Origin of the sequence: Pseudogracilibacillus amylolyticus (SeqCode) (genome assembly GCF_051918545.1) — a bacterium.
In the GTDB taxonomy this organism is placed as follows: domain Bacteria; phylum Bacillota; class Bacilli; order Bacillales; family Amphibacillaceae; genus Pseudogracilibacillus.
The window spans coordinates 1-22,089 of the sequence record NZ_JBPPZG010000044.1 but is presented as its reverse complement, the minus strand read 5'-3'; the positions used below and the strand labels follow the sequence as shown (position 1 = coordinate 22,089).

22 protein-coding genes are annotated in these 22,089 nt (G+C 35.2%); 1 reads left to right on the top strand and 21 read right to left on the bottom strand.

Annotated features, from left to right (window positions below; translation table 11 throughout):
- The 21 genes from ACPYKA_RS07195 to smc form a co-directional block, all read right to left on the bottom strand.
- A partial coding sequence (locus tag ACPYKA_RS07195) for a DNA-processing protein DprA (protein ID WP_479541669.1) occupies positions 1 to 671 on the bottom strand: 671 nt, incomplete at its 3' end.
- Positions 672 to 833: 162 nt separating this feature from the next.
- Entirely contained in the window at positions 834 to 1,736 is a 903-nt protein-coding gene (gene sucD / locus ACPYKA_RS07190) for a succinate--CoA ligase subunit alpha (RefSeq protein WP_479541668.1), read from the bottom strand.
- Positions 1,737 to 1,908: 172 nt separating this feature from the next.
- Positions 1,909 to 3,081: an ADP-forming succinate--CoA ligase subunit beta gene (sucC, locus tag ACPYKA_RS07185; RefSeq protein ID WP_479541667.1), complete on the bottom strand. Its 1,173-nt coding sequence runs from the start codon at positions 3,079 to 3,081 to the stop codon at positions 1,909 to 1,911.
- Positions 3,082 to 3,184: 103 nt separating this feature from the next.
- Positions 3,185 to 3,457 (bottom strand): EscU/YscU/HrcU family type III secretion system export apparatus switch protein, encoded by a 273-nt coding sequence (locus ACPYKA_RS07180; protein WP_479541666.1) that lies wholly within the window; start codon positions 3,455 to 3,457, stop codon positions 3,185 to 3,187.
- Complete coding sequence (locus tag ACPYKA_RS07175) at positions 3,454 to 5,160, bottom strand: hypothetical protein (RefSeq protein ID WP_479541665.1); 1,707 nt, start codon at positions 5,158 to 5,160, stop codon at positions 3,454 to 3,456. Before ACPYKA_RS07175 ends, ACPYKA_RS07180 begins: the two co-directional genes overlap by 4 nt.
- Complete coding sequence (locus tag ACPYKA_RS07170) at positions 5,160 to 5,942, bottom strand: ribonuclease HII (protein ID WP_479541664.1); 783 nt, start codon at positions 5,940 to 5,942, stop codon at positions 5,160 to 5,162. Before ACPYKA_RS07170 ends, ACPYKA_RS07175 begins: the two co-directional genes overlap by 1 nt.
- A 52-nt stretch (positions 5,943 to 5,994) precedes the next feature.
- Positions 5,995 to 6,843 carry a ribosome biogenesis GTPase YlqF gene (ylqF, locus tag ACPYKA_RS07165; RefSeq protein ID WP_479541663.1) on the bottom strand — a complete coding sequence of 283 codons (849 nt, stop codon included), beginning with the start codon at positions 6,841 to 6,843 and terminating at the stop codon, positions 5,995 to 5,997.
- A gap of 98 nt (positions 6,844 to 6,941) precedes the next feature.
- Positions 6,942 to 7,523 (bottom strand): signal peptidase I, encoded by a 582-nt coding sequence (gene lepB / locus ACPYKA_RS07160; RefSeq protein WP_479541662.1) that lies wholly within the window; start codon positions 7,521 to 7,523, stop codon positions 6,942 to 6,944.
- Positions 7,524 to 7,668: 145 nt separating this feature from the next.
- Positions 7,669 to 8,013, bottom strand: coding sequence for a 50S ribosomal protein L19 (gene rplS / locus ACPYKA_RS07155; RefSeq protein WP_479541661.1), 345 nt, complete (start codon positions 8,011 to 8,013; stop codon positions 7,669 to 7,671).
- 607 nt (positions 8,014 to 8,620) lie between these two features.
- Positions 8,621 to 10,564 (bottom strand): TRAP transporter permease, encoded by a 1,944-nt coding sequence (locus ACPYKA_RS07150; protein ID WP_479541660.1) that lies wholly within the window; start codon positions 10,562 to 10,564, stop codon positions 8,621 to 8,623.
- 54 nt (positions 10,565 to 10,618) lie between these two features.
- Positions 10,619 to 11,623 (bottom strand): TAXI family TRAP transporter solute-binding subunit, encoded by a 1,005-nt coding sequence (locus tag ACPYKA_RS07145; RefSeq protein ID WP_479541659.1) that lies wholly within the window; start codon positions 11,621 to 11,623, stop codon positions 10,619 to 10,621.
- A gap of 50 nt (positions 11,624 to 11,673) precedes the next feature.
- Positions 11,674 to 12,510: a carboxylating nicotinate-nucleotide diphosphorylase gene (nadC, locus tag ACPYKA_RS07140; RefSeq protein ID WP_479541658.1), complete on the bottom strand. Its 837-nt coding sequence runs from the start codon at positions 12,508 to 12,510 to the stop codon at positions 11,674 to 11,676.
- A gap of 190 nt (positions 12,511 to 12,700) precedes the next feature.
- On the bottom strand, positions 12,701 to 13,432 hold the full coding sequence (trmD, locus tag ACPYKA_RS07135; protein WP_479541657.1) for a tRNA (guanosine(37)-N1)-methyltransferase TrmD: 732 nt from the start codon (positions 13,430 to 13,432) through the stop codon (positions 12,701 to 12,703).
- The gene (gene rimM / locus ACPYKA_RS07130) at positions 13,432 to 13,932 is read right to left on the bottom strand and encodes a ribosome maturation factor RimM (protein ID WP_479541656.1); all 501 of its coding nucleotides are present in this window, start codon (positions 13,930 to 13,932) and stop codon (positions 13,432 to 13,434) included. The genes trmD and rimM overlap by 1 nt, the downstream gene beginning before the upstream one ends.
- A gap of 9 nt (positions 13,933 to 13,941) precedes the next feature.
- Complete coding sequence (locus ACPYKA_RS07125) at positions 13,942 to 14,337, bottom strand: YlqD family protein (protein ID WP_479541655.1); 396 nt, start codon at positions 14,335 to 14,337, stop codon at positions 13,942 to 13,944.
- Positions 14,338 to 14,509: 172 nt separating this feature from the next.
- On the bottom strand, positions 14,510 to 14,737 hold the full coding sequence (locus ACPYKA_RS07120; protein WP_479541654.1) for a KH domain-containing protein: 228 nt from the start codon (positions 14,735 to 14,737) through the stop codon (positions 14,510 to 14,512).
- A gap of 9 nt (positions 14,738 to 14,746) precedes the next feature.
- Positions 14,747 to 15,022 carry a 30S ribosomal protein S16 gene (gene rpsP / locus ACPYKA_RS07115; RefSeq protein WP_479541653.1) on the bottom strand — a complete coding sequence of 92 codons (276 nt, stop codon included), beginning with the start codon at positions 15,020 to 15,022 and terminating at the stop codon, positions 14,747 to 14,749.
- An 87-nt stretch (positions 15,023 to 15,109) separates the two neighbouring features.
- Positions 15,110 to 16,453, bottom strand: coding sequence for a signal recognition particle protein (gene ffh / locus ACPYKA_RS07110; protein ID WP_479541652.1), 1,344 nt, complete (start codon positions 16,451 to 16,453; stop codon positions 15,110 to 15,112).
- A gap of 13 nt (positions 16,454 to 16,466) precedes the next feature.
- Entirely contained in the window at positions 16,467 to 16,796 is a 330-nt protein-coding gene (locus ACPYKA_RS07105) for a putative DNA-binding protein (RefSeq protein WP_479541651.1), read from the bottom strand.
- 24 nt (positions 16,797 to 16,820) lie between these two features.
- The gene (gene ftsY, locus ACPYKA_RS07100; protein WP_479541650.1) at positions 16,821 to 17,819 is read right to left on the bottom strand and encodes a signal recognition particle-docking protein FtsY; all 999 of its coding nucleotides are present in this window, start codon (positions 17,817 to 17,819) and stop codon (positions 16,821 to 16,823) included.
- 23 nt (positions 17,820 to 17,842) lie between these two features.
- On the bottom strand, positions 17,843 to 21,412 hold the full coding sequence (gene smc / locus ACPYKA_RS07095) for a chromosome segregation protein SMC (RefSeq protein ID WP_479541649.1): 3,570 nt from the start codon (positions 21,410 to 21,412) through the stop codon (positions 17,843 to 17,845).
- Between the two features lie 150 nt (positions 21,413 to 21,562).
- Between smc and ACPYKA_RS07090 the strand changes: the two genes are divergently transcribed.
- Positions 21,563 to 21,787: a DUF1128 domain-containing protein gene (locus ACPYKA_RS07090; protein WP_479541648.1), complete on the top strand. Its 225-nt coding sequence runs from the start codon at positions 21,563 to 21,565 to the stop codon at positions 21,785 to 21,787.
- Positions 21,788 to 22,089 lie beyond the last annotated feature (302 nt).

Sequence of the window (22,089 nt, the reverse complement as noted above, 5' to 3'; positions counted from 1 at the left end):
GTTATACCGCTTATGATCCGGTTTCTTTCCGGGAAATGATGTCGCTTAGGTGGAGTATTTGGTGGATATTCGGTCAAAACTAATCCTTTTTTTACAATTTGTTTAAACAACGATATATTTTGTTTCGGATAAATATGATAAAAGCCACTTCCTAATATGGATATCGTTTTCCGTTTATACTGAAGAGTAAGTTGATGTGCTAAACTATCAATTCCATAAGCAAGTCCACTTACAATTAACCAATTTTTATCTAGTAATGGCCCAATGATATGTCGTAACTTTCTAGGAGCATCTAATGTAGGTTTTCTCGTTCCTATAACACTAATGGATGGTAAATGGTGAACTAATGATAGATCTCCTAATGCGTATAGAACAAGAGGTGCATCATGAATATTTTTCAATAAAGGAGGGTATTCTTTATCATATTTCGTAACTATATGACATAACTTTTCATCTTCATTAAGAATTGATTTTATTTCTACATTTCGAATCTGTTGATAAATTAGGGTTGCTTCCTTGATGGATATGGAAAAGAATTGACTTATTTCTGAAGGAGTGAAGGAAAAGAGGCTTAATAATGAGTCGTCAAATTGTTCTAATTTATATATCATTCGACGGGTAACAGACGGAATACGATGTAATAATATTAATCTTCTACGAACAGATTTCAATTATTCACTTCCTTTTTTATATTAATAGGAGAACCTATAAGTTAGGTTCTCCATGATGTATAGTTTAACAAAATATTCTTATTTTGTTAAGATATTCTTTTTTAGATCGGTACAATGCACAAGATGTCACACGCTAATCCTGTAAGGTGACCTTCCACTTTTCTAATGTGTTTTACATTTTTCTGCTAGGCCTGTCTCTTGTAATAAACTTATCATCGTCTCACCCATTTTTGCAGGTGATTCAGCTACTTTAATACCACATTCGGCCATAACACGTTTCTTTTCTTTCGCTGTCCCTTCGCCGCCGGAAATAATTGCTCCTGCGTGTCCCATTCTTTTTCCTGGAGGTGCTGTTGCCCCACCGATAAATCCGGCTACTGGCTTTTTCATATTTTCCTTGATCCATTTAGCTGCCTGTTCTTCAGCAGTTCCGCCGATTTCACCAATCATCATAACAGCATATGTTTCTGGGTCGTTATTAAACTCTTCTAACACATCAATAAACGATGTTCCATTGACTGGGTCTCCCCCAATTCCTACTGCTGTAGTTTGACCATATCCTGCTTCAGATAGTTGATGTACCGCTTCGTATGTTAATGTTCCTGAACGAGATACAACTCCAATATGTCCTTTTTTATGAATATATCCAGGCATAATTCCAATTTTACATTCTTCGGCAGTAATAACACCAGGACAATTTGGCCCAATTAATCTTGTATTTTTATCTTTCATATAATCTTTTACTTTAATCATATCTGTAATTGGAATATGTTCAGTAATACAGATTGCGAGTTCAATACCCGCATCAGTTGCTTCCATAATTGCATCGGCTGCAAATGGAGCTGGGACATAAATAATGGATACAGTCGCACCTGTAGTTTTAACAGCATCTTCCACCGTATTAAAAACAGGTACACCTAATACGGTAGTCCCACCTTTTGCAGGGGTCACTCCACCTACAATTTTTGTACCATATTTCAACATTTGTTCTGTGTGATCCATACCCGCAGAACCTGTAATTCCTTGCACAATTACTTTCGTATCTTTATCGACATAAATACTCATTTTTGCAAAACGTCCTTTCTGTCTCTTTTACCTATTATCTAACTCCAGTGTTCAGTAACTAACACAAATTTTGACCACATGAAGTGCTATTCCAGACGTAATCACAATGTTTATTCACCGAGTAAGTCTAGGTGCAGGATGTGACGCTTTTAGTCTGGTGGAACACTTGCGATTATTTTACAGCTTCTTTTACCATATTAACGATCTTTTCTGCTCCATCACCCATCGAATCAGCTGCGGTAATATTTAAACCAGAATCATTTAATAATTTCTTTCCTTTTTCGACATTCGTTCCTTCTAAACGAACGACTAGAGGAATTTTTAAATCAAATTGTTTTGTTGCTGAAATAATTCCTTGAGCAATATAGTCACATTTCATAATTCCACCAAACACGTTAACTAGAATACCTTTAACTTTTGGATCTGATAAAATAATCTTAAATGCTTCTGCTACTTTTTCAGGGGTAGCATCTCCACCGACATCTAAAAAGTTTGCTGGGTTTCCACCTTCATACTTAATAATGTCCATTGTGGCCATAGCAAGACCAGCCCCATTAACCATACATCCAATGTCTCCATCAAGCTGGATATAACTTAAATCATATTTTGATGCTTCAATTTCATTGCGATCTTCTTCGTCTAAATCACGTAATTCTAAAACATCTTTTTGACGATATAATGCGTTACTATCAAAATTCATCTTCGCATCAAGTGCTAATACGTCCCCTTCTTTTGTTGTTACAAGAGGGTTAATTTCAGCTACCATACAGTCTTTTTCAATAAAAGCTTTATATAGATTTACCATTAAATTAGCAACTTTATTAATTACTTTGTTAGGAAAGTTTAAATTGAAAGCAAGTCTTCTTGCCTGAAATCCAGTTAATCCAATCGCTGGATCAATTACTTCTTTAAAGATTTTCTCGGGTGTTTTTGCAGCTACTTCCTCAATTTCCATTCCACCCTCTTCAGAACCCATAAGAACAATCTTTGAAATATTACGATCGAGTACGAGACCGAGATAATATTCTTTATCGATATTACATCCTTCTTCAATTAAGAGACGCTTTACTTCTTTTCCTTCTGGTCCTGTTTGAGGGGTAACGAGCACTTTTCCCAAAATTTCTTTTGCATATGCTCTTACTTCATGTAAGTTATGTGCTACTTTTACTCCACCAGCCTTACCACGGCCTCCAGCATGAATTTGTGCTTTGACAACTGTTACATCACTGCCAATTCGTTTCGCATACTCAACAGCTTCATCAATGGAATATGCTACATGTCCATTTGGCACGTTTACTCCATACTGTCTTAATATGTCTTTACCTTGATACTCATGTATGTTCATCTAAATGCCTCCGTTTCAAAAATATGACTGCATTCTTATTGTAATAAAAAAGATACAATTAAACAAAGAATAAGCTATTATTATCTTACTTGATTCATTTTTCTTATTGTTTTTTAACTTTTTGATCCAAATTATATACAAAGGCAAATACTTCTGCCACAGCTTCATACAATTCTGGCGGTATAGATTCGTTAATGTTTAAATCAGATAGTAGCTCGACTAATGAAGCATCTTCAAGTACTGGTACATTATTTTCTTTAGCTTTTTCGATAATCTGATCTGCGATTAAGCCTCTTCCTTGTGCTGTCACTTTAGGAGAGGAATCTATATTTTGGTCATACGATAAAGCAGCTGCCTTTTTATTTTTTTCCTTCATATGCGAAAATCAAACCCTTCTTTATATAAGTTACTCTCCTTCGTTAGAAATTGTAAATGCTCATGCTTCCTTTCCTCATAAAGTGATTTAAAAGATAGTGAGGATAAATGATAATCCATTTGATGTAAATTTTCAGATAAAACTTGCTTTAGTCGGTTCATATTATTATCTTGGCTAATAAATGAAAAATCATTAAAAATAGTTACTGAAATAACCCTTCTCTGTATATTCATATCGATAATCGTTTCCTCTAAATTCCGTAAATGAAGGATAAAAAGCACTCGGCAAAACTCGGGATCAAGATTTCCTTCTGGTGTTTTTCTTCCTTCAAATTGCATAAACAGATCTTTATTTAACGCGAATTTTTCTCCTGGTAATTGCAGGTTCGCAATGACCATTTGATTTGATTCTTGAAGTGACTGTATTTGCATGCCATTGACAAAGTGAAGGAGCGAGTGAACTTTTTCGCTTGTTTGTGAAGGGGTTTCTTGAACCATTTGAAGCAGAAAAGATTTGATCGTATGTAAATGAGATTGCTGCTCGGAAACATTATTTTTTAATATATACTCATCCGTTAGGCCGATTGTATTAATAAATTGATGTATATACGTAAGAAACTGACTTTGTATCGAGGAATTCATACTTACATGACCATTTCTTACGATCTCCTTCCCAGTCTGATACGTTACTTTATTAGTCAAACTTTGTAAAATATTAAATATTTGTTGTTGGTTATTCACTGTATTTTGATTCAGAAAAGGCAAAATGTACTCTTTTGATGAGACAGGTAATTGTAAAAGCAATTGATCCATCATAATTTTCTTTAAACTAGAAAATTGCTCATTTGTTAATGACATTGTTTGTAAATTAGGAAAACTAGTTAAAATCCTATTAGCTAACGTGATTAATTCCGGCTCTTTCTTTACAATTTTAGAAAGCGTATCAAGAAATGGTTTACTAAATTGCAACGTATTATTGCTACTTTCAAAATTACGATTAATTATTATTTCGTCCATCCTTCGAGCACCCGACAATGTAAAAAGATTTTTTAACACATCATCAGATACTAAAGAATGTTTTTCCGGTCGTACCATTAATTGTTCAACAAGCGAATATAAATTCTTTTGTTGTTCTGTCAGTGTGGAAGTTAGTTTTAACTCCGACAGTACTTCTTTCATTAATGAAGTGAGTGAGAAATTTTCTGTCATATAAAGTGCTTGAAAGACCCCGTTTGTAATCGGCAAACGACGTAACATCATCTCCTTTATTACATTCATCGTTTCTACATGATAGCCTTTTTGGTCAAGTAAACGGATTGCATTCTTTAACTGATCGACATCAAAAGGAACTTTCTCATTAATTAACTGCTGGAGAAAGTTATTCATCTGCTTTGATGGAGGAAATCCTAACATTTTTATTAAATTAGATGCATCAGAATTAGTACCGCGTATATGCTCATTACTAAGTACTTTTAAATGAATCAATTCATTCAATTGTTGTTCCACTTGAAAAAAATAACTTTCACCAACTTTTAGTGGAATAGCTAACTCGGCAATCAGTTTATTTGTACCTATTTGTATCTCAGCATGATTGTTTGGAAAGAACTTCACAATTTTTCCTTGCACGATTTGTCCATCTTGTAATACAAACACTCTGTTTTGAGATGTTATGAACCTATTACGATTTACTTCTGATACCCCCATCAAGAAAACTCCTTTCTTAATGTCATTTGCACTGGAGAAAAACTTTTTCGATGTTCCCCGGTCGGACCATACTTTTCAAGTGCAGTCAGATGTTGTTTCGTACCATACCCTTTATTTTTGTGAAAACAATACGCTGGATATTTTTTATGTAGTTCTACCATTAATTTATCTCGAGTTACTTTCGCTAAAATACTTGCAGCAGCTATTGCTAAACTTTTCTCGTCTCCTTTAATAATGGATTGGGTTGGAAAGTTTAACCCCGCTAACTTCACTGCATCAATCAAAGCTATTTGCGGAATGGGGTCAAGACTTTCTAACGCCCTCGTCATTGCTTGTTTCGTCGCTTCAAAAATATTGAGTTGGTCAATTTCTTGGGCTTGGACGACTGAAATCGAGTAACTAATCGCATTTTCAGTAATTTGTTTATACAATACGTTTCTTTCAACTTCCGATATTTGTTTAGAATCATCAATTCCTAAGTATTCAAAATTACGAGGCAAGATGACAGCGGCTGCTACTACTGGACCTGCTAAAGGCCCTCGTCCTGCCTCATCAACTCCTGCTAATAAATCATTTCCACTTAACCGAAACTGGTCTTCAAAGTGTTTCTTTAAGATAAGTTCTTTTTTTAGTTTTTCTTCCTTCATTTTTTGTTTATCATATATTGCGAGTAACCGCTGTACTCCTTTACGTGAATCGCCTCTTAATTGTTCAATGATGTTATCGTCAATGTGTTCTGATTGCAACATCTCTTTTATTTTATGTATTGGTTTTGTTTTCATAGTTACCTCCTAAGGTCTAAATCTTTAAAAAAATGGTGTGTAGACATTTGCCTTACACACCATCAGCTGAAGATTCTAACGTAATCTTCCCTAATCGTCCTGTTCTGAAATCTTGCAACACAATTTCAGCGACCTTATCAAAATTGACATGTCCTCCGCTCTCCAAAGCTCCACGCTGTTTACCAATATGTACAAATGTATCCCACATATCTTCATGTTCCTTTAGGTGGTAACGTTGAAACAGGTTTTCTCTATAATTTGCATCTAAGTAATTGATTACAAAAGCAGCGACATCCTGTGTAGGTACTAATTCATATTTAATTGTTCCAATAGCTGCTAATTTCATTCCAATTGATTCTTCTTCAAATTTCGGCCATAAAATTCCTGGAGTGTCTAGTAATTCAAATTGATTTCTTACTTTTATCCATTGCTGTTGTTTAGTTACTCCTGGCCTATCCCCAATTTTAGCGATTCTTTTATTTGCTAAACGATTGATTAATGTTGATTTCCCAACGTTAGGAACACCAGCAATTAATGCACGTACAGACCTTTTTTGAATCCCTTTTTCAATTCGCTTTTTCTGCTGTGCTAACCCTTGTTGGTTAACCAACTTAATCACTTTTGTTATATCTTGTTTATCGTTTACATTTACTGGTAAAGAATCAATTGCTTTTTTTTCAAAATAAGCTATCCATTCTTTCGTTCTTACAGGATCAGCTAAGTCATTTTTCATTAATAAAATGATTTTCGTCTTATTCTGAATTAATTCTTGTAACATAGGGTTCATGGAAGCATGTGGTGCTCTTGCATCGACTAATTCAATCACCACATCAACTAATTTTAGATTTTCTTCAATTTCTCTTCTTGCTTTCGCCATATGGCCAGGGAACCATTGTATCAATTTATTGCCACTCCTATTCTTTTAGAAAACTTGGCTTATCGCCAAGCCTTGGCGAAAGCCTTAGTTGCACTTATGCAGTAGGAAAGTTTTATACTTTCTTATCTGCTAACAAAATGCATTCGTTCAAATGGCCAGTAAACAAGATTTGTTTTTCCCACAATCTGATCCATACTGATTAATCCAATAGAACGACTATCAGTGGAGTTACTTCGATTATCTCCTAAAACCAACACATATCCTTCTGGAATAACTTCATGATTACCAGGCAGCATTTCAAGTGAAAAATCATTTGTAATAATCGGATAAATGATCGGGGTAGTTTCATTATGGCGCAGAAACGGCTGGTCAACTTCTTCTCCGTTGATGTATAATTTATTATCCTGTATTGCCACATGTTCACCCGGTAAACCAATTACCCGCTTGATAAAATCTTTTTCCTCTGAAGCATGAAAGATAACAATATCAAAGCGTTCTGGTTTCTTAAAATTATAAATAAATTTATTTACTATCATTTGATCACGATCATACAATGTTGGTTGCATGGAGGGACCATCGACAATAATTGGGGAAAAAAAGAACTTTCGTACAATTAAAGCGAGTAAAAGGGCAATAACAAAAGCTTTAATCCAATCATACCAATTATTTGTTCCTTTATAAGCCACGTTTCTATCCCCCTCCATTCCCTAATATTATTGTAATGTAGCTGCTTCACTTTTGCCAATAAATAATTATTCCAAAATGTTAGGATATTATTGGCAACTTTAAAATTGTGTTTAAAAAAAGAGCCTGCATATCGCAAAGCTCCTTTTTCAATCGTTGATATTCTTATAAACGTTCTTTAATACGCGCTGCTTTACCACGTAAGTTACGGATATAATACAATTTAGCGCGACGTACACTTCCACGGCGTGTTACTTCAATTTTATCGACACGTGGTGAATGTAATGGGAAAGTACGTTCAACACCTACACCGTAAGAAATTTTTCTTACAGTAAATGTTTCATGAATTCCACCATTTTGTCTTTTAATGACAATCCCTTCGAATACCTGAATTCTTTCTCTCGATCCCTCAACAACTTTTGCGTGAACTCTTACCGTATCACCAGGTCGAAAATCAGGATGGTCGGTGCGTAATTGATCTTTCGTAATAGCTGCAATTAAATCTTGCACTTACTTTCACTCCTTCCAAACTAATGCTCTTACCTACAATTATCAGTTAGATAGCGGAACATCGTTTTAAAAGCTTAAACGTTTTAAGCACACCATATAATATATCATAAGGTAAAAAGGATGACAACTATAAAAAGCTTTAACGATTAAATTTATTTCTTAAATTTTCGTGTTCAAAAAGGAGGATAAAAAGGACCCGTCGGTTAAAGGTGCTGACGTACTGTCAGCAACGCCGACACTAGCACGTCCTGTGCGTCGGAAGTTCGAGGCGGCGAAGCTCCCGGCAACGGGCTTTCACAGGATGTGATGACTTCCGTGTTGCCCACAGGGCGTGGGCGGTTTTAACGGAAGATCCCCTGCCGTATTTAGATACATGAGCAAAGATCTGGCACGCAGGAAAAATGATCTTCTTTTCCAAGGAAACGCTTCTAGCACGCAGAAAAAGTGCTTTCCTTTTTCAAGGAACGGTGAAACAAGCCAACGAGTTTCCACAGGATGTGGTGACTTCGACGTTCGACACAGGACGTGTCGGTATTTAGTCGAAGTTCCCCTAATGCAGTGTCATTTTCACCGGACTTTTTGAACATCCTCTTAAACAATCTTAAAGTTATAGTGAATTTCTTTCTTGGTTTAACCCACCTAGTAGAAGGGATGCTTTTTTTGAAAGAAAATAAACAAATAGTAATAAAATGATACCGAGTATAGTTATAAACATATTCGCAGATATGATCAAACCGCTGGAAACAATTAACAAGATACGTTCATATACTTTCAACATACCATTCATATAACCTATTATCCCAAAACTTAAAGCAAAAAGACTAATCATCGTGATGAATACAGAATACACGATTTCTATCACTGTCCCATCCATTAGTAAGGAAGCATGGAATATAAATCCAAAAGGTATAATTAAAGATGCAGCACCTATTCGAATTGCTTCAAAACCTACTCTCGTTGGATTTTCCTTTGCAATACCAGCCGCCGCAAATGCAGCAACTGCTACTGGTGGAGTAATCGCAGAGATAATTGAGAAATAAACGATGAATAAATGGGCCGACATTTCACTTATTCCTAAGTTTATCAAGGTTGGTGCTGCTAGCATAGCTGTTAATATATAAGCCGCTGCGACCGGCATCCCCATTCCTAATATGATACACATAATCATCACTAGCAGTAACGTTGGTAGCAGATAACCTGCAGTAATATTTAAAATTATGCTATTTAGTTTCCCGGCTAATCCAGTTATCATAATACCAGCGATTACTAATCCGGCAGAAGCACATGCAGTCGAAATGGGAATGGCTGCTTTAGCACCGTGAGAAGCTGCAGCAATTATCTTTTGAATACTGAACTTGTCTTTTTTTGTAAACATACTAATAATAATTACTACAATAATTGCATAAATTCCTGACCTTGAAGGACTAGTTCCTTTTAATAGCAATGTAAGTAAGACAATTAATGGAATAAAATGATACCAACCTGCTCTAAGTACTTTTTTTACTTTTGGGATATTTTCCCCTTCAACCACAGGTAAATTGGTTCGGATTGCTTCCAAATGAACCATAAGGAATAATGAGAAATAATAAAGGATACCTGGCAAAATTGCAGCAATTGCAATCGACGTATAAGGAATTCCGGTAACTGCTGCCATTAGAAATGCAGACGAACCCATTATTGGTGGGAGTATGCTCCCTCCTGTAGAAGCACAGGCCTCAACAGCAGCTGCAAATCGTGAGGAATAACCAGTTTTTTTCGCCATTGGAATTGTAAAAGTACCTGTAGTAACTACATTTGCCGTTGGGCTGCCCGAAATCATTCCAAAAAAAGCACTAGCTAGTATTGCAATTTTAGCCGCTCCCCCTTTTGTTCTACCAGCAATAGCTATGGATAAATCAAAGAAAAATTGACTGGCTCCAGAGTAATGTAAAAAAGAACCAAATAATACGAAGACAAATACGAAAGAAGCTGCTACAGCAATTGGTGATCCCCAAAGACCGTTAAAACTATATGCTAATTGATCTAGTACTTCTGTTTTCGTCATTTCATGGTGGTGCCAGATCCCTGTCAAATGATGTCCAAAAAGTGCATAAATAATAAATATTAATGCGATTGTAATGATACCAAAGCCAATTGTTCTTCTAGCTGCTTCAATGCATAATAAAATAAAAAGAATACCAAATAATATATCCCAATCTGTTAATTGATCAATACCTACAGTCCTTGTTGCTATTCTATCAGAATGCACTGTATAGTAAATTCCACAACCGGCCGAAAATAGAATAAAAAGTAAATCGAATAAAACTCCGATGGTACTCTCTTCGAAACTTGAAAAACGGTAGATAAAAAATGTCAATATTAGAATAAACGCTAGATGAATTGCCATTTCGGTGATGGGATCTAAACTAGGATACAAAATAATCCATACTTGATATAAAGCCATCAAGAAGCCGATCCACATAAATACATACCGCTTCCAGCCTCGTAAATTTCGAACACTACCAACCCTGAAAATTGCTGTATATCGTTTAGTCCGTTTTGTTGGAATCATTATAAATCTCCACCTATTACATGATCTTTTTACTAAATATCAGCCAAATTAAGCTCAATCGATCAATCCATTTTCTTTATAAAATCTTTCAGCACCTGGGTGAAGAGGAACGGCACCTACCTCAGCAATCGTTACATCATTCACAGAATGAAACCCTTTATGAACATTTCGTAAATAATCCAATTGGTTGTATATTGCTTTAGTAACTAGATAGACAGTTTCTTCATCCATTTTTTCATTTGTAATTAAGATTGTTGGAGTTTTAACGGTTAGATAATCTTCCTCTTGGAATTCATAACTTCCGGCGTCAATTGTAAAAGGTTCCATATCAAATTTCTCCACCAAATGATCGATCGCTTTTTCACCAATTGGGATTAATTTTAAGTCTATAGTCGTAGAAGCTTCCATAATATCGCCAGCCGGAATCGGTACCATTTTCCCTAAGCCATCGATTTTAGAATCGGTCATTAGTTCGAATGTCTTTCCCCCTGATAAAAAGTTCACTTCCCCTCCATTAACCTTAATATTCTCATACGTTAAATCATAAGCTTCGAACACAGCAGCTGAAACAATATCTCCTAAAGCCCCTTTTTCACCAGGCGAATAACGAAGTGGATATTTAGTTTCTGCAATCTCTTGAACGGAATTAAATGGTGCTGACTGTGGTGCAACTAATTGAAATGTATTATCTGGAATAAGACTTGCTACTGCACGAACATTTCCATATTCTTCTTCAAACGGATCTAATCCTTGATATGCATAAAAAGCAGTAAGCGATTCAGATATCGCAAATTCAGTTTTACCTTGTGAAACTGATACAGGATTACCAAAAACAGTTCCCGGAACAGAGCTAATTAACGTACTAGGATACTCTTTACGAATAGCTTCTGCCACCCCCTCAGTAAACACAGACCATACTCCTCCGACACTACCTCCAAAAATAGTTAGATTCTCTTCAATATTTTTCTCTTCTGCTCCATTGTTTTCATCGCCACATCCAGAAATGAATATACAAAAAAAGATAGTTACTATAAAAGACGTTATATAAACTTTTTTCACGATGTGTCCTCCTATTGTTCAACTCTAATTTAATGTCATCGTTTTATTAATTAATCGTTTTGTACGGTTAAACTTATATCTAAAGATCGAACAGAATGCGTTAAAAATCCTAGCGAAATATAATCGATTCCTGTATTTGCATATTCATGTAAGTTGCGTAAAGAAATTCCGCCTGATGCTTCGGTGATAATCGACTGTGGAATAAGTTCCGTGAACTCTATTACTTTATTCGGTTCACAATTGTCCAACATAATAATATCCGCTCCGACAGATACTGCTTCTAAAACCTGCTCTTTTGTCTCCACTTCGACTTCGATTTTAGACGTATGTCCAATTTGGTTACGTATGCTAGTTACAGCATTCGTTATAGAACCACATAAAGAAATATGATTATCTTTAATTAACACACCATCATACAGTCCACTTCGATGGTTCTTACCTCCTCCAATCCTTACTGCATATTTTTCAAGCATGCCAAGACCAGGAGTTGTTTTTCGTGTATCACATAATTGGATATTCGGATCGTTTAATGTCTTAACACATAAGTTCGTTAATGTAGCAATGCCACTCAGCCGTTGTATTAAGTTCAAGCTTACCCTTTCACCGGATAATAAATGGCCAACCGGTCCGCTAACTTGGGCAAGCGGCTCATAACTAGCCACTTCTTCTCCTTCAGATATAAGCAGCTCTACTTCCATATGAGGATCTAGTAACGTATAGGCTTCTTTTATAATTGGAAGTCCAGCTATAATACCGCTTTCTTTAGCTGTAAAAACACCTGTTGCAACTTGATTTGGAGAAAAAATTGCTTCACTTGTTAAATCTCTGTTGCCTATATCCTCAAGTAAAAATCTTTCTATTAACCTACGTAATTTAAGCTGATTCATTGTATACCCCTTTCCTTTGTGAAATAATTCACAAAAAGTTTGAAAATAATAGCCCCCTTGTCAGAAGGCATGCTTTTTAACCAACGCACTTAAATACTAGCCACATATAATATACATATGTCTTGTCACATATCATGACATAAAACCTCCATAAAAACAAGTTTTTTTATGGAGGCAAGTAAAGATTTTATTATTTATTTTTTAATTCTTGTAAAATTCGACGCTGTTCATCATTTAATTGAGCTTCTTTTAGTAGGTCTGGTCTTCTTTCGTACGTACGCTTCAGTGACTGTTTCATTCTCCACAAATCAATTTCAGCGTGATTGCCCTGTAATAGTACTTCGGGTACTTTCATTCCCTTGTATTCAGCAGGTCTTGTATAATGCGGATGTTCTAATAAACCGGTTGAAAAAGAATCTTCTTTGGCAGATTCTACATTGCCAAGTACATTAGGTAATAACCTTACAACACTGTCAACAACAACAAGCGCACCGATTTCACCACTCGTTAAAACATAATCTCCTATTGAGATTTCATCCGTAACTAATGCTTCTCGGATTCTTTCATCGTACCCTTCATAATGTCCACAAATGATAATAAGATGCTCTTCTTTGGCAAGTTCTTCTGCTTTTTTCTGTGTATAGCGCTCACCTTGTGGACACATTAAAATAACTCGAGGGGTTGAAGGTGTTTTATTTTTGGCAAATTCAATGGCATCAAATATTGGCTGGGCAGTTAAAACCATTCCTGCTCCTCCACCATAAGGATAGTCATCTACTTTTTTATGTTTATTCTTGGAGAAGTCTCGAAAGTTAATTAAATTATAATCGAATTGTTCTTTTTCATGTGCTCTTTTTAAGATCGAACTATTTAACGCTCCGTCGATTATTTCTGGAAACAAAGTTAATATATCTATTTGCATTATTCGATTAATCCTTCCATTAATTCTATCGTAACCAATTTTTCTGCCACATTGACATGTTTAACTACGGGTTCAATATACGGTATTAAAATTTCTTGATTATTTTTCCCCTTAACGACCCACACATCATTCGCACCAGGAGAAAGAATTGATTCAATTATTCCTAGTTCCTCGTTTTCCGTTGTGATCACTTTACATCCAATAATTTCATGATAATAAAATTCATTTTCTCCCAATTTTCCTTGCTGATCTTCTTTAATTTTTAATTCCTTTCCTTTTAAATGCTCTATATCCTCGATCGAATCATACCCTTCAAAATGTAGCAGAAGATTATTTTTATGGGTACGGAATCCGTCAATTTTTAAAGGAATCAAACTATTTTGTTCAGTAATAAAGACAGTATTTCCAACATGAAATCTTTCAGGGAAATCTGTTATTTGCTGTACTTTTACTTCACCTTTAATTCCATGTATATTAATTATTTTTCCAACTACAAACATAAAATCACCTTATTTATAATCAATTCTTTCTACAATATTATCTTTAATAACGATCGATTGCTTACTTACAAGTTCTTCCCAATTAGCGCCAACTTCAACAGTGACGAGTGCATCGAATTCTTGTTCAATGATTTCACTGCCAATCTCAAGTAATTCAAGCTGTTCTAATTTAAAATCAATAATTGCTATTTTATCTTTTCGACTATTAATTTCTTGATCAAATCGTTCTTTTATTTCAATCTTAGAAGTATTACTCAGTTTATTTTTTAGTTTTCTTTGCTCAAACAATAGTTGTTGACACTCACGTTCTAATTGAATTTTATTTTGTTCGAATTTTTTACGTAATTCTTCTTTACTCTTTTCTGTGATTACTTGTTTGATTTGAACTCGTTTAATTATTTGCATCTTTTGGCCTCACTCTCTTAAGATTTCGACGTAAATGCAAGGAAGGACAATCATTGTAAGGACTGTTTATAAGAAGTATATGTATAACTATTTATAAAAACGGTATGTTAAATTGCGGAGTTAAAAAGAGGAATATTTATGAAGGGAAAAGTTCTTCCTTTTCCCTTCTTTATTACATAATATCTAAAAAAACGCGTTTATTTGTTTCTTGTCTAGCGGAATAAACAATGGTACGGATAGCTTTGGCTATTCGTCCATTTTTACCAATAACTTTACCAACATCATTTTCGTTAACAGTTAAATGGTAGACAATCTTATTATCTTCTTCCCGCATATTCACAACGATATCTTCCGGATGGTCGACTAACGGTGTCACGATTGATTCAATTAAAAGTTTCATGTAATCACACTACTTTACTTGATTTTTCGCATCGTGAAATTTTTGCATAATACCTTCTTTTGAGAATAAGTTGCGGACTGTATCACTTGGTTTTGCACCTTTTAACATCCAGTCTAATGCTTTTTCTTCATCAATTTTAACAGCTACTGGATCTGAAACTGGGTTATACGTACCAATTTGTTCGATTGAACGTCCGTCACGTGGTGAACGAGAATCAGCTACAACGATACGATAAAAAGGTTTTCTTTTTGCGCCCATTCTTTTTAAACGAATTTTAACTGCCATATATCTTGCACCTCCTATATTTCATCTAACACAATTATACATATTAACATGGAATAGACAGACTGTAAAGTGTTTTTACATGACAGTCTACATAAATGGTAATTGGAATCCTTTCCCTTTTTTCCCCTTTTGCATATTCGTCATTTGTTTCATCATTTTTTTCATATCATTAAATTGCTTTAGTAAACGGTTTACTTGAGACACACTAGTGCCAGAGCCTTTAGCAATTCTTCTTTTTCGACTCGCATTCATTATAGAAGGGTCTTGCCTTTCTTCTTTTGTCATTGACTGAATAATCGCTTCTACATGGACTAATTGCTTTTCGTCAAATTGAACATTTTTCATACCTTTCATTTTGTTGGCACCGGGAATCATAGCTAATAGGTCCTCTAATGGTCCCATTTGTTTAACTTGGCTCATTTGTTCAAGAAAATCGTCAAATGTAAAGGACATTGTGCGCATTTTTTCTTGCAATTGCTGAGCTTGTTTTTCATCAATATTCGCTTGGGCTTTTTCGATTAATGTTAAGACATCACCCATACCAAGAATTCGTGACGCCATTCGTTCTGGATGAAATTCTTCGAGTTCATCCAACTTTTCTCCTGTACCAATAAATTTGATTGGTTTATCAGTCACCGCTTTAATAGATAAAGCTGCACCGCCCCTGGTATCTCCATCAAGCTTTGTAAGCACTACCCCTGTAAGATCTAGTTGCTCATTAAAATTCTCAGCAACATTAACAGCATCTTGTCCAGTCATCGCATCAACAACTAGAAAGATCTCATCTGGCTTCACCGCTTCTTTAACATCTGCTAGCTCCTGCATTAATTCGCCGTCAATATGGAGACGTCCTGCAGTATCAATAAGCACATAATCTAGATGTTCTTCCTTTGCATATTCAATCGCTTTTTTACTTATTTCAACTGGACTTACTTCCGTACCCATCTCAAATACAGGGATATCCAATTGTTTTCCAAGTGTCTGCAATTGCTTAATTGCAGCCGGTCTATAAATATCACAAGCAACTAAAAGTGGTTTTTTATTATATTGCTTTCGTAGTAAATTAGCGAGTTTTCCCGTTGTTGTTGTTTTCCCAGCACCTTGAAGTCCTGACATCATGATAACAGTAGGTGGGCGATCGCTCGTTGCAATTTTACTTTGCTCACCACCCATTAAATTCGTCAGTTCTTCTTGAACTATTTTAATCACTTGTTGCCCAGGTGTTAAGCTTTCCATTACTTCTTGACCAACAGCACGCTCTTTTATTTCATTAATAAAACTTCTGACGACTTTAAAGTTAACATCTGCTTCTAATAAAGCAAGGCGTACTTCTCTTGCCATCATCTTTACATCTTGTTCACTAACTTTTCCTTTACCAGTTATTTTCTTTATCGTTTCTTGTAAACGTGATTGTAATCCTTCAAATGCCATAGAAGGTGTCCTCCTAGTCTATTTTCTGTAAAGCATCAATTATTTCTACTAATTGATCTGATAATTTTTCTTGTTTGGATTTCTCTTTTAACTCGGTTAAAAGATTTTGACGCTGTTGAAATTTACTATATAACTGAAGCTTTTCTTCATATGTTTCTAATAACTGTTCTGTCCTTTTTATGTTATCATAAACTGCTTGTCTTGACACGTTACTTTCATCTGCGATCTCACTTAAAGAATAGTCTTCTCGGTAGTATAATTCCATATAGTCTTTTTGTTTATTAGTTAAAAGCAAATGATAAAAATCATATAACATATTAATTCTTGTCGTTTTTTCAAGCATCTATTTCATCCTTTAAGTCATGTCCTATTCATTTTCCTCTTCTAACATATCAGCAAATAAGCCATAAACGAATTTGTGAGCATCAAATTTCTTTAAATCATGAATCCCTTCACCAAATCCAACGAGCTTTACAGGTATTTGTAATTCATTTCGTATAGCGAGGACAATTCCACCTTTTGCGGTTCCATCTAACTTTGTTAGTACGATACCTGACACATTTGTCGCTTCTGCAAATGTTTTAGCTTGGCTCATTGCATTTTGTCCAGTAGTGGCATCTAAAACGAGTAACACTTCATGCGGAGCATTTGGCACTTCTCGTTCAATAACGCGCTGGATCTTGGCAAGTTCATTCATTAAATTCACTTTGTTTTGCAAGCGACCGGCTGTATCACAAATTAATATATCTGCTTGACGAGATTTTGCTGCTTTAATTCCATCAAAAATAACTGCTGCCGGATCACTTCCTGCTGTTTGTTTAATCACTTCTACATCCGCACGTTTTCCCCATTCTTCTAATTGTTCAATAGCGCCAGCCCGAAACGTATCACCTGCTGCCAACACAATTTTTTTACCTTCTTCTTTTAATTGTGCGGCTAATTTACCGATAGAAGTTGTTTTACCTACACCATTGACACCGACAACGAGAATGACAGTAAGTTCATTTTCTTGAATATTTAATTTTTCAATTGTCTGGTCATCTTCGTTATAATAGATGTCCACTAATTTTTCCGAGATCACGTCTTTTACTTCGTTTGGATCTTTAATATTTCGCCTTTTAACCTCGAATTTTAATTCATCAATCAAATCCATCACGGTCATAACGCCAACATCTGACATAATTAGAACTTCTTCAAGTTCCTCGAAAAATTCCTCATCCACTTGCCTATAACGAGCCATTAAATCATTAATTTTATCAGTAAACGACTGACGGGTTTTCTTCATTCCATCCTTATATATTTCCGTATCCGTTTCTTCTTCCTCATTTTTCAAAAATTTGTTTTTAAGTTTATTAATAAAACTCATCTTCGTATCTTCCTTTCGTTTTTCTAGGTCGCTTCGACTAAGTCAGTTGTATCTTCAAGTTTTACAGAAACAAGTCTTGAAACTCCAGACTCTTGCATCGTAACTCCATATAGGGCATCAGCTTCTTCCATTGTTCCTTTTCGGTGAGTAATGACGATAAACTGTGTTTCTTCACTAAATCTTTTTAAATAACTTCCAAACCGTTCAACATTTGCTTCATCTAAAGCTGCATCGACCTCATCCAAAATACAGAACGGTACTGGACGAGCACGTAATATTGCAAACAATAGAGCAATTGCTGTTAATGCCCTTTCCCCCCCAGATAAAAGACCGAGCGTTCGCAGTTTTTTCCCTGGAGGTCGTGCTACTATTTCAATACCAGTTTCCAATATATTGTCTGGCTCTGTTAATTGTAGCTCCGCATGTCCGCCACCAAATAATTGTTGAAAAACAACTGTGAATGCAGCCTGTATTTCTGAAAACATCGCGGAAAATCGCTCCGTCATTTCTTGATCCATTTCATTAATGACCGAATAAAGCGTATTTTTTGCATCAACTAAATCTTGCTTTTGTTCCGTTAAAAATGTGTACCTTTCTGATAAACGCTCATACTCATCAATTGCACCTAGGTTCACTGTCCCAAGCTGTTTGATCGAACGCTTAATTTCGTCCACCTTTTGTTTTGCCGCCTCAATATCTGTTACTTTTTCATATTGTTGAGAGGCTTTTTCATAAGTAATTATGTATTCAGTTTGTAAAAAAGACAAGTGATTTTCTAACGTTACGTCAAGTCGATTCGCTTGTACTTCTTTTTCCTGAACTTCTTGGACAAAAGTATCATGTAATTTATATAATTGCTTAATTTCCCTTTCTTCGTCTTCGATTAGTTGAATTTTGCGTTTACGATCAGCTTGCTTTAATTCAATATTATTTACTGTATATTCACGTTTATTTTTACAGTTTTCAATTTCTTCGGCAATTTTTGTTTCAGTGGTTGAATCTTTTTCTGTTTCCACTAATTCATTAAGTTGAGAAACAATAGATTTAAATTCATTTTCTTGTTCAGTAAGTTGACTATTCAAACTAGTTATTCTTTCAAGTAAACTCTTTTTTCTTTCCTCTTGCTCAGCAATGGTAACTTGTAATTCATGTAATCTATTTTCTATATTTCGTTTATTATTTTGTATTTCCTCTTGTTCAGCAGTCAGTTTCTCAATTGTTTGTTCTATATTTTTAATTTTCATCTGTATTTCTTCTAATTTACTTGTTACATTTTTTAAATCTGTTCGAAGTTTTAATGCTTCTTCTTTTTTCAGCTGATTATTTAACCGGTATGTTGCTAATTCATCTGTAGCCGATTGCAATTTAATCGCTAATTCATTTTGTTTTTTCTGTTCTTTTTGTAAAGTTTCATTTAATTCTTGCTGTTGGACCTCTTTTTGTTTTATCCATTCTTCCTGCTGCTGGATTGAATTCTTGACATTATTCATATCTTCTATAAAGGAATCTCTCCGCGTATAAAAACGTTCTAATTTCTCTGACAATAATACAATCTCTTTTTCTCTTGTAAACAAAGATTGATTTGCCTTCTTTTTTGCCCCCCCAGACATCGAACCTCCTGGGAAAACAACATCACCATCTAATGTCACAATCCGATATCTTCTATTCGTTAACCCGGCAACAGCGCTCGCATGACGTAAGTCTTCTGTCAAAATAACATTACCCATTAAATGTTCAACTACTTTTAAGTACTTATCTTCCGTATTTACTAAATCACTTGCTATGCCAATAAACCCTGGTTGTTTTTCTAATTGTTTAATCAGCCTGTCGGGAATTGTTCGTGCTTCAATTGATTCAATTGGTAAAAAAGTGGCTCGACCTTTGTTTTCCTTTTTTAACCACTGAATAACTTCCCGAGCTACTTGATCGTTTGGAACAACAACATGTTGTGCTTGGGCCCCTAGAATAGTATCGATTGCCGTCATATACTCTGTAGGAACATCGATTAAATCTACTACTGCACCATGAATCTTTGCCAATCGATTCTCTTTACTAGCTTGTAGAATCTCTTTTACTCCATAAAAATACCCTTGAAAACTTTCTTTCATTTCTTCCAGCATTTCTTTCCGCGAAGTAATGGTAGCTATTTGCTCATTTCCTTCATATAATTTTTGTTGCATTACTTCATATTCGTCCCGTTGTTTCGAGAGTCTTTCCTCTGCTTGCAAAAGAGCTTGTTCATTATGATCAATATTGTCTATGAGCTTTTTGATCGTACTTTCCGCTTCTTTTTGAAGTGCAGATAACTTCTCTTCTTTTTCAATAACATGTTGATAATCATGAGATTCCGAATTCGCCTTATTTTCCACCTTTTCCAATTGACTTTCTATTGTTTGTTTATCATTTTGTAAAACAGCTTGTTCATTTAAGTACTCGATATAATCCGATTTTAGATCCTCTATTTGTTCATTTAATTCATCAAGCCCTTGAGCTAATTTTCTCTCTAATTGCACCTTCTCTGCGAGCGATTTCTCTAGGTGATTGGTTACTGCTTGAAATTTTTCATTCTCTGTTTTTATTAGCTTTTTTACCTGTTCGATTCGTTCCGTTTTTAATTCTTTCTCTTGTAGTAACTTTTGTTTATTTTCTTGCAAATGTTTAAGACGTTCTTTCCAAACATTCCGTTTTCCTTCAAATTGCTCTAATTGTTCTGTTAATGTTAATAAATCATTCTGAAGTACATCAATCTCTCTTTCTAAATTTTGTATATCTTGACGTTCTTTTGCTAATGCAGCTTCTCTTTTCTGAATAATTGTCTTTTTCTCGACTTCTATGAGTTTTTTTTCTTCAATCTCGGATAACAACTGTTTCCAATTTACGTGCAGTTGTTCAATTTCTGTAACTAAAAGTGCAATTTCTACCTTTTTTAATTCTGCTTTTTTCTCCTGATACTTTTTAGCAGTTGTCGCTTGTTCTTTTAGCGGTTCTATTTGTTGTTCAATTTCATGGATTATATCTTCAACACGATCCAAATTGTCTTCGGTTTCTGTTAATTTAAATTGTGCTTGATTCTTTCGTTGTTTATATTTTAATACTCCTGCCGCTTCTTCAAAGATTGCTCTTCTTTCCTCTGCTTTCGAACTTAAAATTTCATCGATTTTACCTTGTCCAATAATGGAAAACGATTCACGTCCAAGTCCTGTGTCCATAAATAAATCAACAATATCTTTTAACCGACAAGGTTGTTTGTTAATGAAAAATTCGCTTTCACCTGATCGATAAACACGTCTCGTTATATTTACCTCATTGTAGTCGATAGGTAACTTTTCATCATGATTGTTTAATATGAGCGCTACTTCTGCAAAATTAAGCGCATTTCTCGTTTCACTTCCTTGGAAGATAATATCCTCCATTTTCTTTCCTCTTAAAGAACGTGCAGATTGTTCTCCAAGAACCCAACGTATAGCATCAATAATATTACTTTTTCCACTTCCATTTGGTCCCACAACTGCGGTGACACCCGGGACAAATTCTACTTGAATACGTTCAGCAAAGGACTTAAAGCCGACTGATTCTAAACGTTTTAAAAACATAATCATTCTCCTTAGGATAAAAACTAAAACCGTTACATATCTATGTATAAGCGAAATGCTTTTTAAAAAGGTTGTTTTATTCTATCTATCATTGTAAACTAAATTTAAGCTATTTTATATATTTTTATATACATATTGTGGGGTGCTTGAATGAATTTAGATAAACCGTCACAGGAAAACTTGAAATACATTCTTGAACAATTGGGTGAAAAATTGGGTGTTGCGAATCGCATTTTACTGGATGAGAAAGATTACGATTTAAATCGATATGATGATTTGAAATTTTTATATGATCATGTTGTAAAATCAGGTTCATTAAGTCCACAAGAGACTCATGCATTTATCGATGAACTTCGTGCTGTTAGAAAAGCTTAAAAATTAATATCCATTCAAAATGAGGATGGGAAGAAAATCTTTTCTTTTTTCCAAGTTTTATAGCTAGTTTCCATGAACAGCTGAGTAACTTAAGTTGATAATTTATCGGTCAACCTAGCAACTGCTCCGTTGATTTCCGCCTCCGGGCAGTTCGCTTTCCGTGGGCACGGCCTCAGCCTCCGAAGCACAGGACGTGCAAGTGCAGGTGTTGCGACAGGACGTCGCGCACTTAACCTGCCTCGCGGAAGAACACCGCTGCGGGGTCTTCGGACACGTGCTTTTCCCGCAGGAGTCGACTGCCC

What these genes read in the sequence shown, in the direction of transcription:
- ACPYKA_RS07125 (WP_479541655.1), bottom strand. Translation starts at nt 14,337, where the DNA reads ATGCAAATAATTAAACGAGTTCAAATCAAACAAGTAATCACAGAAAAG.
- ffh (WP_479541652.1), bottom strand. Translation starts at nt 16,453, where the DNA reads ATGGCATTTGAAGGATTACAATCACGTTTACAAGAAACGATAAAGAAA.
- ACPYKA_RS07105 (WP_479541651.1), bottom strand. Translation starts at nt 16,796, where the DNA reads ATGCTTGAAAAAACGACAAGAATTAATATGTTATATGATTTTTATCAT.
- ACPYKA_RS07150 (WP_479541660.1), bottom strand. Translation starts at nt 10,564, where the DNA reads ATGATTCCAACAAAACGGACTAAACGATATACAGCAATTTTCAGGGTT.
- ftsY (WP_479541650.1), bottom strand. Translation starts at nt 17,819, where the DNA reads ATGAGTTTTATTAATAAACTTAAAAACAAATTTTTGAAAAATGAGGAA.
- sucD (WP_479541668.1), bottom strand. Translation starts at nt 1,736, where the DNA reads ATGAGTATTTATGTCGATAAAGATACGAAAGTAATTGTGCAAGGAATT.
- rpsP (WP_479541653.1), bottom strand. Translation starts at nt 15,022, where the DNA reads ATGGCAGTTAAAATTCGTTTAAAAAGAATGGGCGCAAAAAGAAAACCT.
- ACPYKA_RS07180 (WP_479541666.1), bottom strand. Translation starts at nt 3,457, where the DNA reads ATGAAGGAAAAAAATAAAAAGGCAGCTGCTTTATCGTATGACCAAAAT.
- ACPYKA_RS07120 (WP_479541654.1), bottom strand. Translation starts at nt 14,737, where the DNA reads ATGAAACTTTTAATTGAATCAATCGTGACACCGTTAGTCGACCATCCG.
- sucC (WP_479541667.1), bottom strand. Translation starts at nt 3,081, where the DNA reads ATGAACATACATGAGTATCAAGGTAAAGACATATTAAGACAGTATGGA.
- ACPYKA_RS07090 (WP_479541648.1), top strand. Translation starts at nt 21,563, where the DNA reads ATGAATTTAGATAAACCGTCACAGGAAAACTTGAAATACATTCTTGAA.
- ACPYKA_RS07170 (WP_479541664.1), bottom strand. Translation starts at nt 5,942, where the DNA reads ATGAAAACAAAACCAATACATAAAATAAAAGAGATGTTGCAATCAGAA.
- smc (WP_479541649.1), bottom strand. Translation starts at nt 21,412, where the DNA reads ATGTTTTTAAAACGTTTAGAATCAGTCGGCTTTAAGTCCTTTGCTGAA.
- nadC (WP_479541658.1), bottom strand. Translation starts at nt 12,510, where the DNA reads ATGAATCAGCTTAAATTACGTAGGTTAATAGAAAGATTTTTACTTGAG.
- ACPYKA_RS07175 (WP_479541665.1), bottom strand. Translation starts at nt 5,160, where the DNA reads ATGGGGGTATCAGAAGTAAATCGTAATAGGTTCATAACATCTCAAAAC.
- rimM (WP_479541656.1), bottom strand. Translation starts at nt 13,932, where the DNA reads ATGTTTGTAGTTGGAAAAATAATTAATATACATGGAATTAAAGGTGAA.
- trmD (WP_479541657.1), bottom strand. Translation starts at nt 13,432, where the DNA reads ATGCAAATAGATATATTAACTTTGTTTCCAGAAATAATCGACGGAGCG.
- lepB (WP_479541662.1), bottom strand. Translation starts at nt 7,523, where the DNA reads ATGGAGGGGGATAGAAACGTGGCTTATAAAGGAACAAATAATTGGTAT.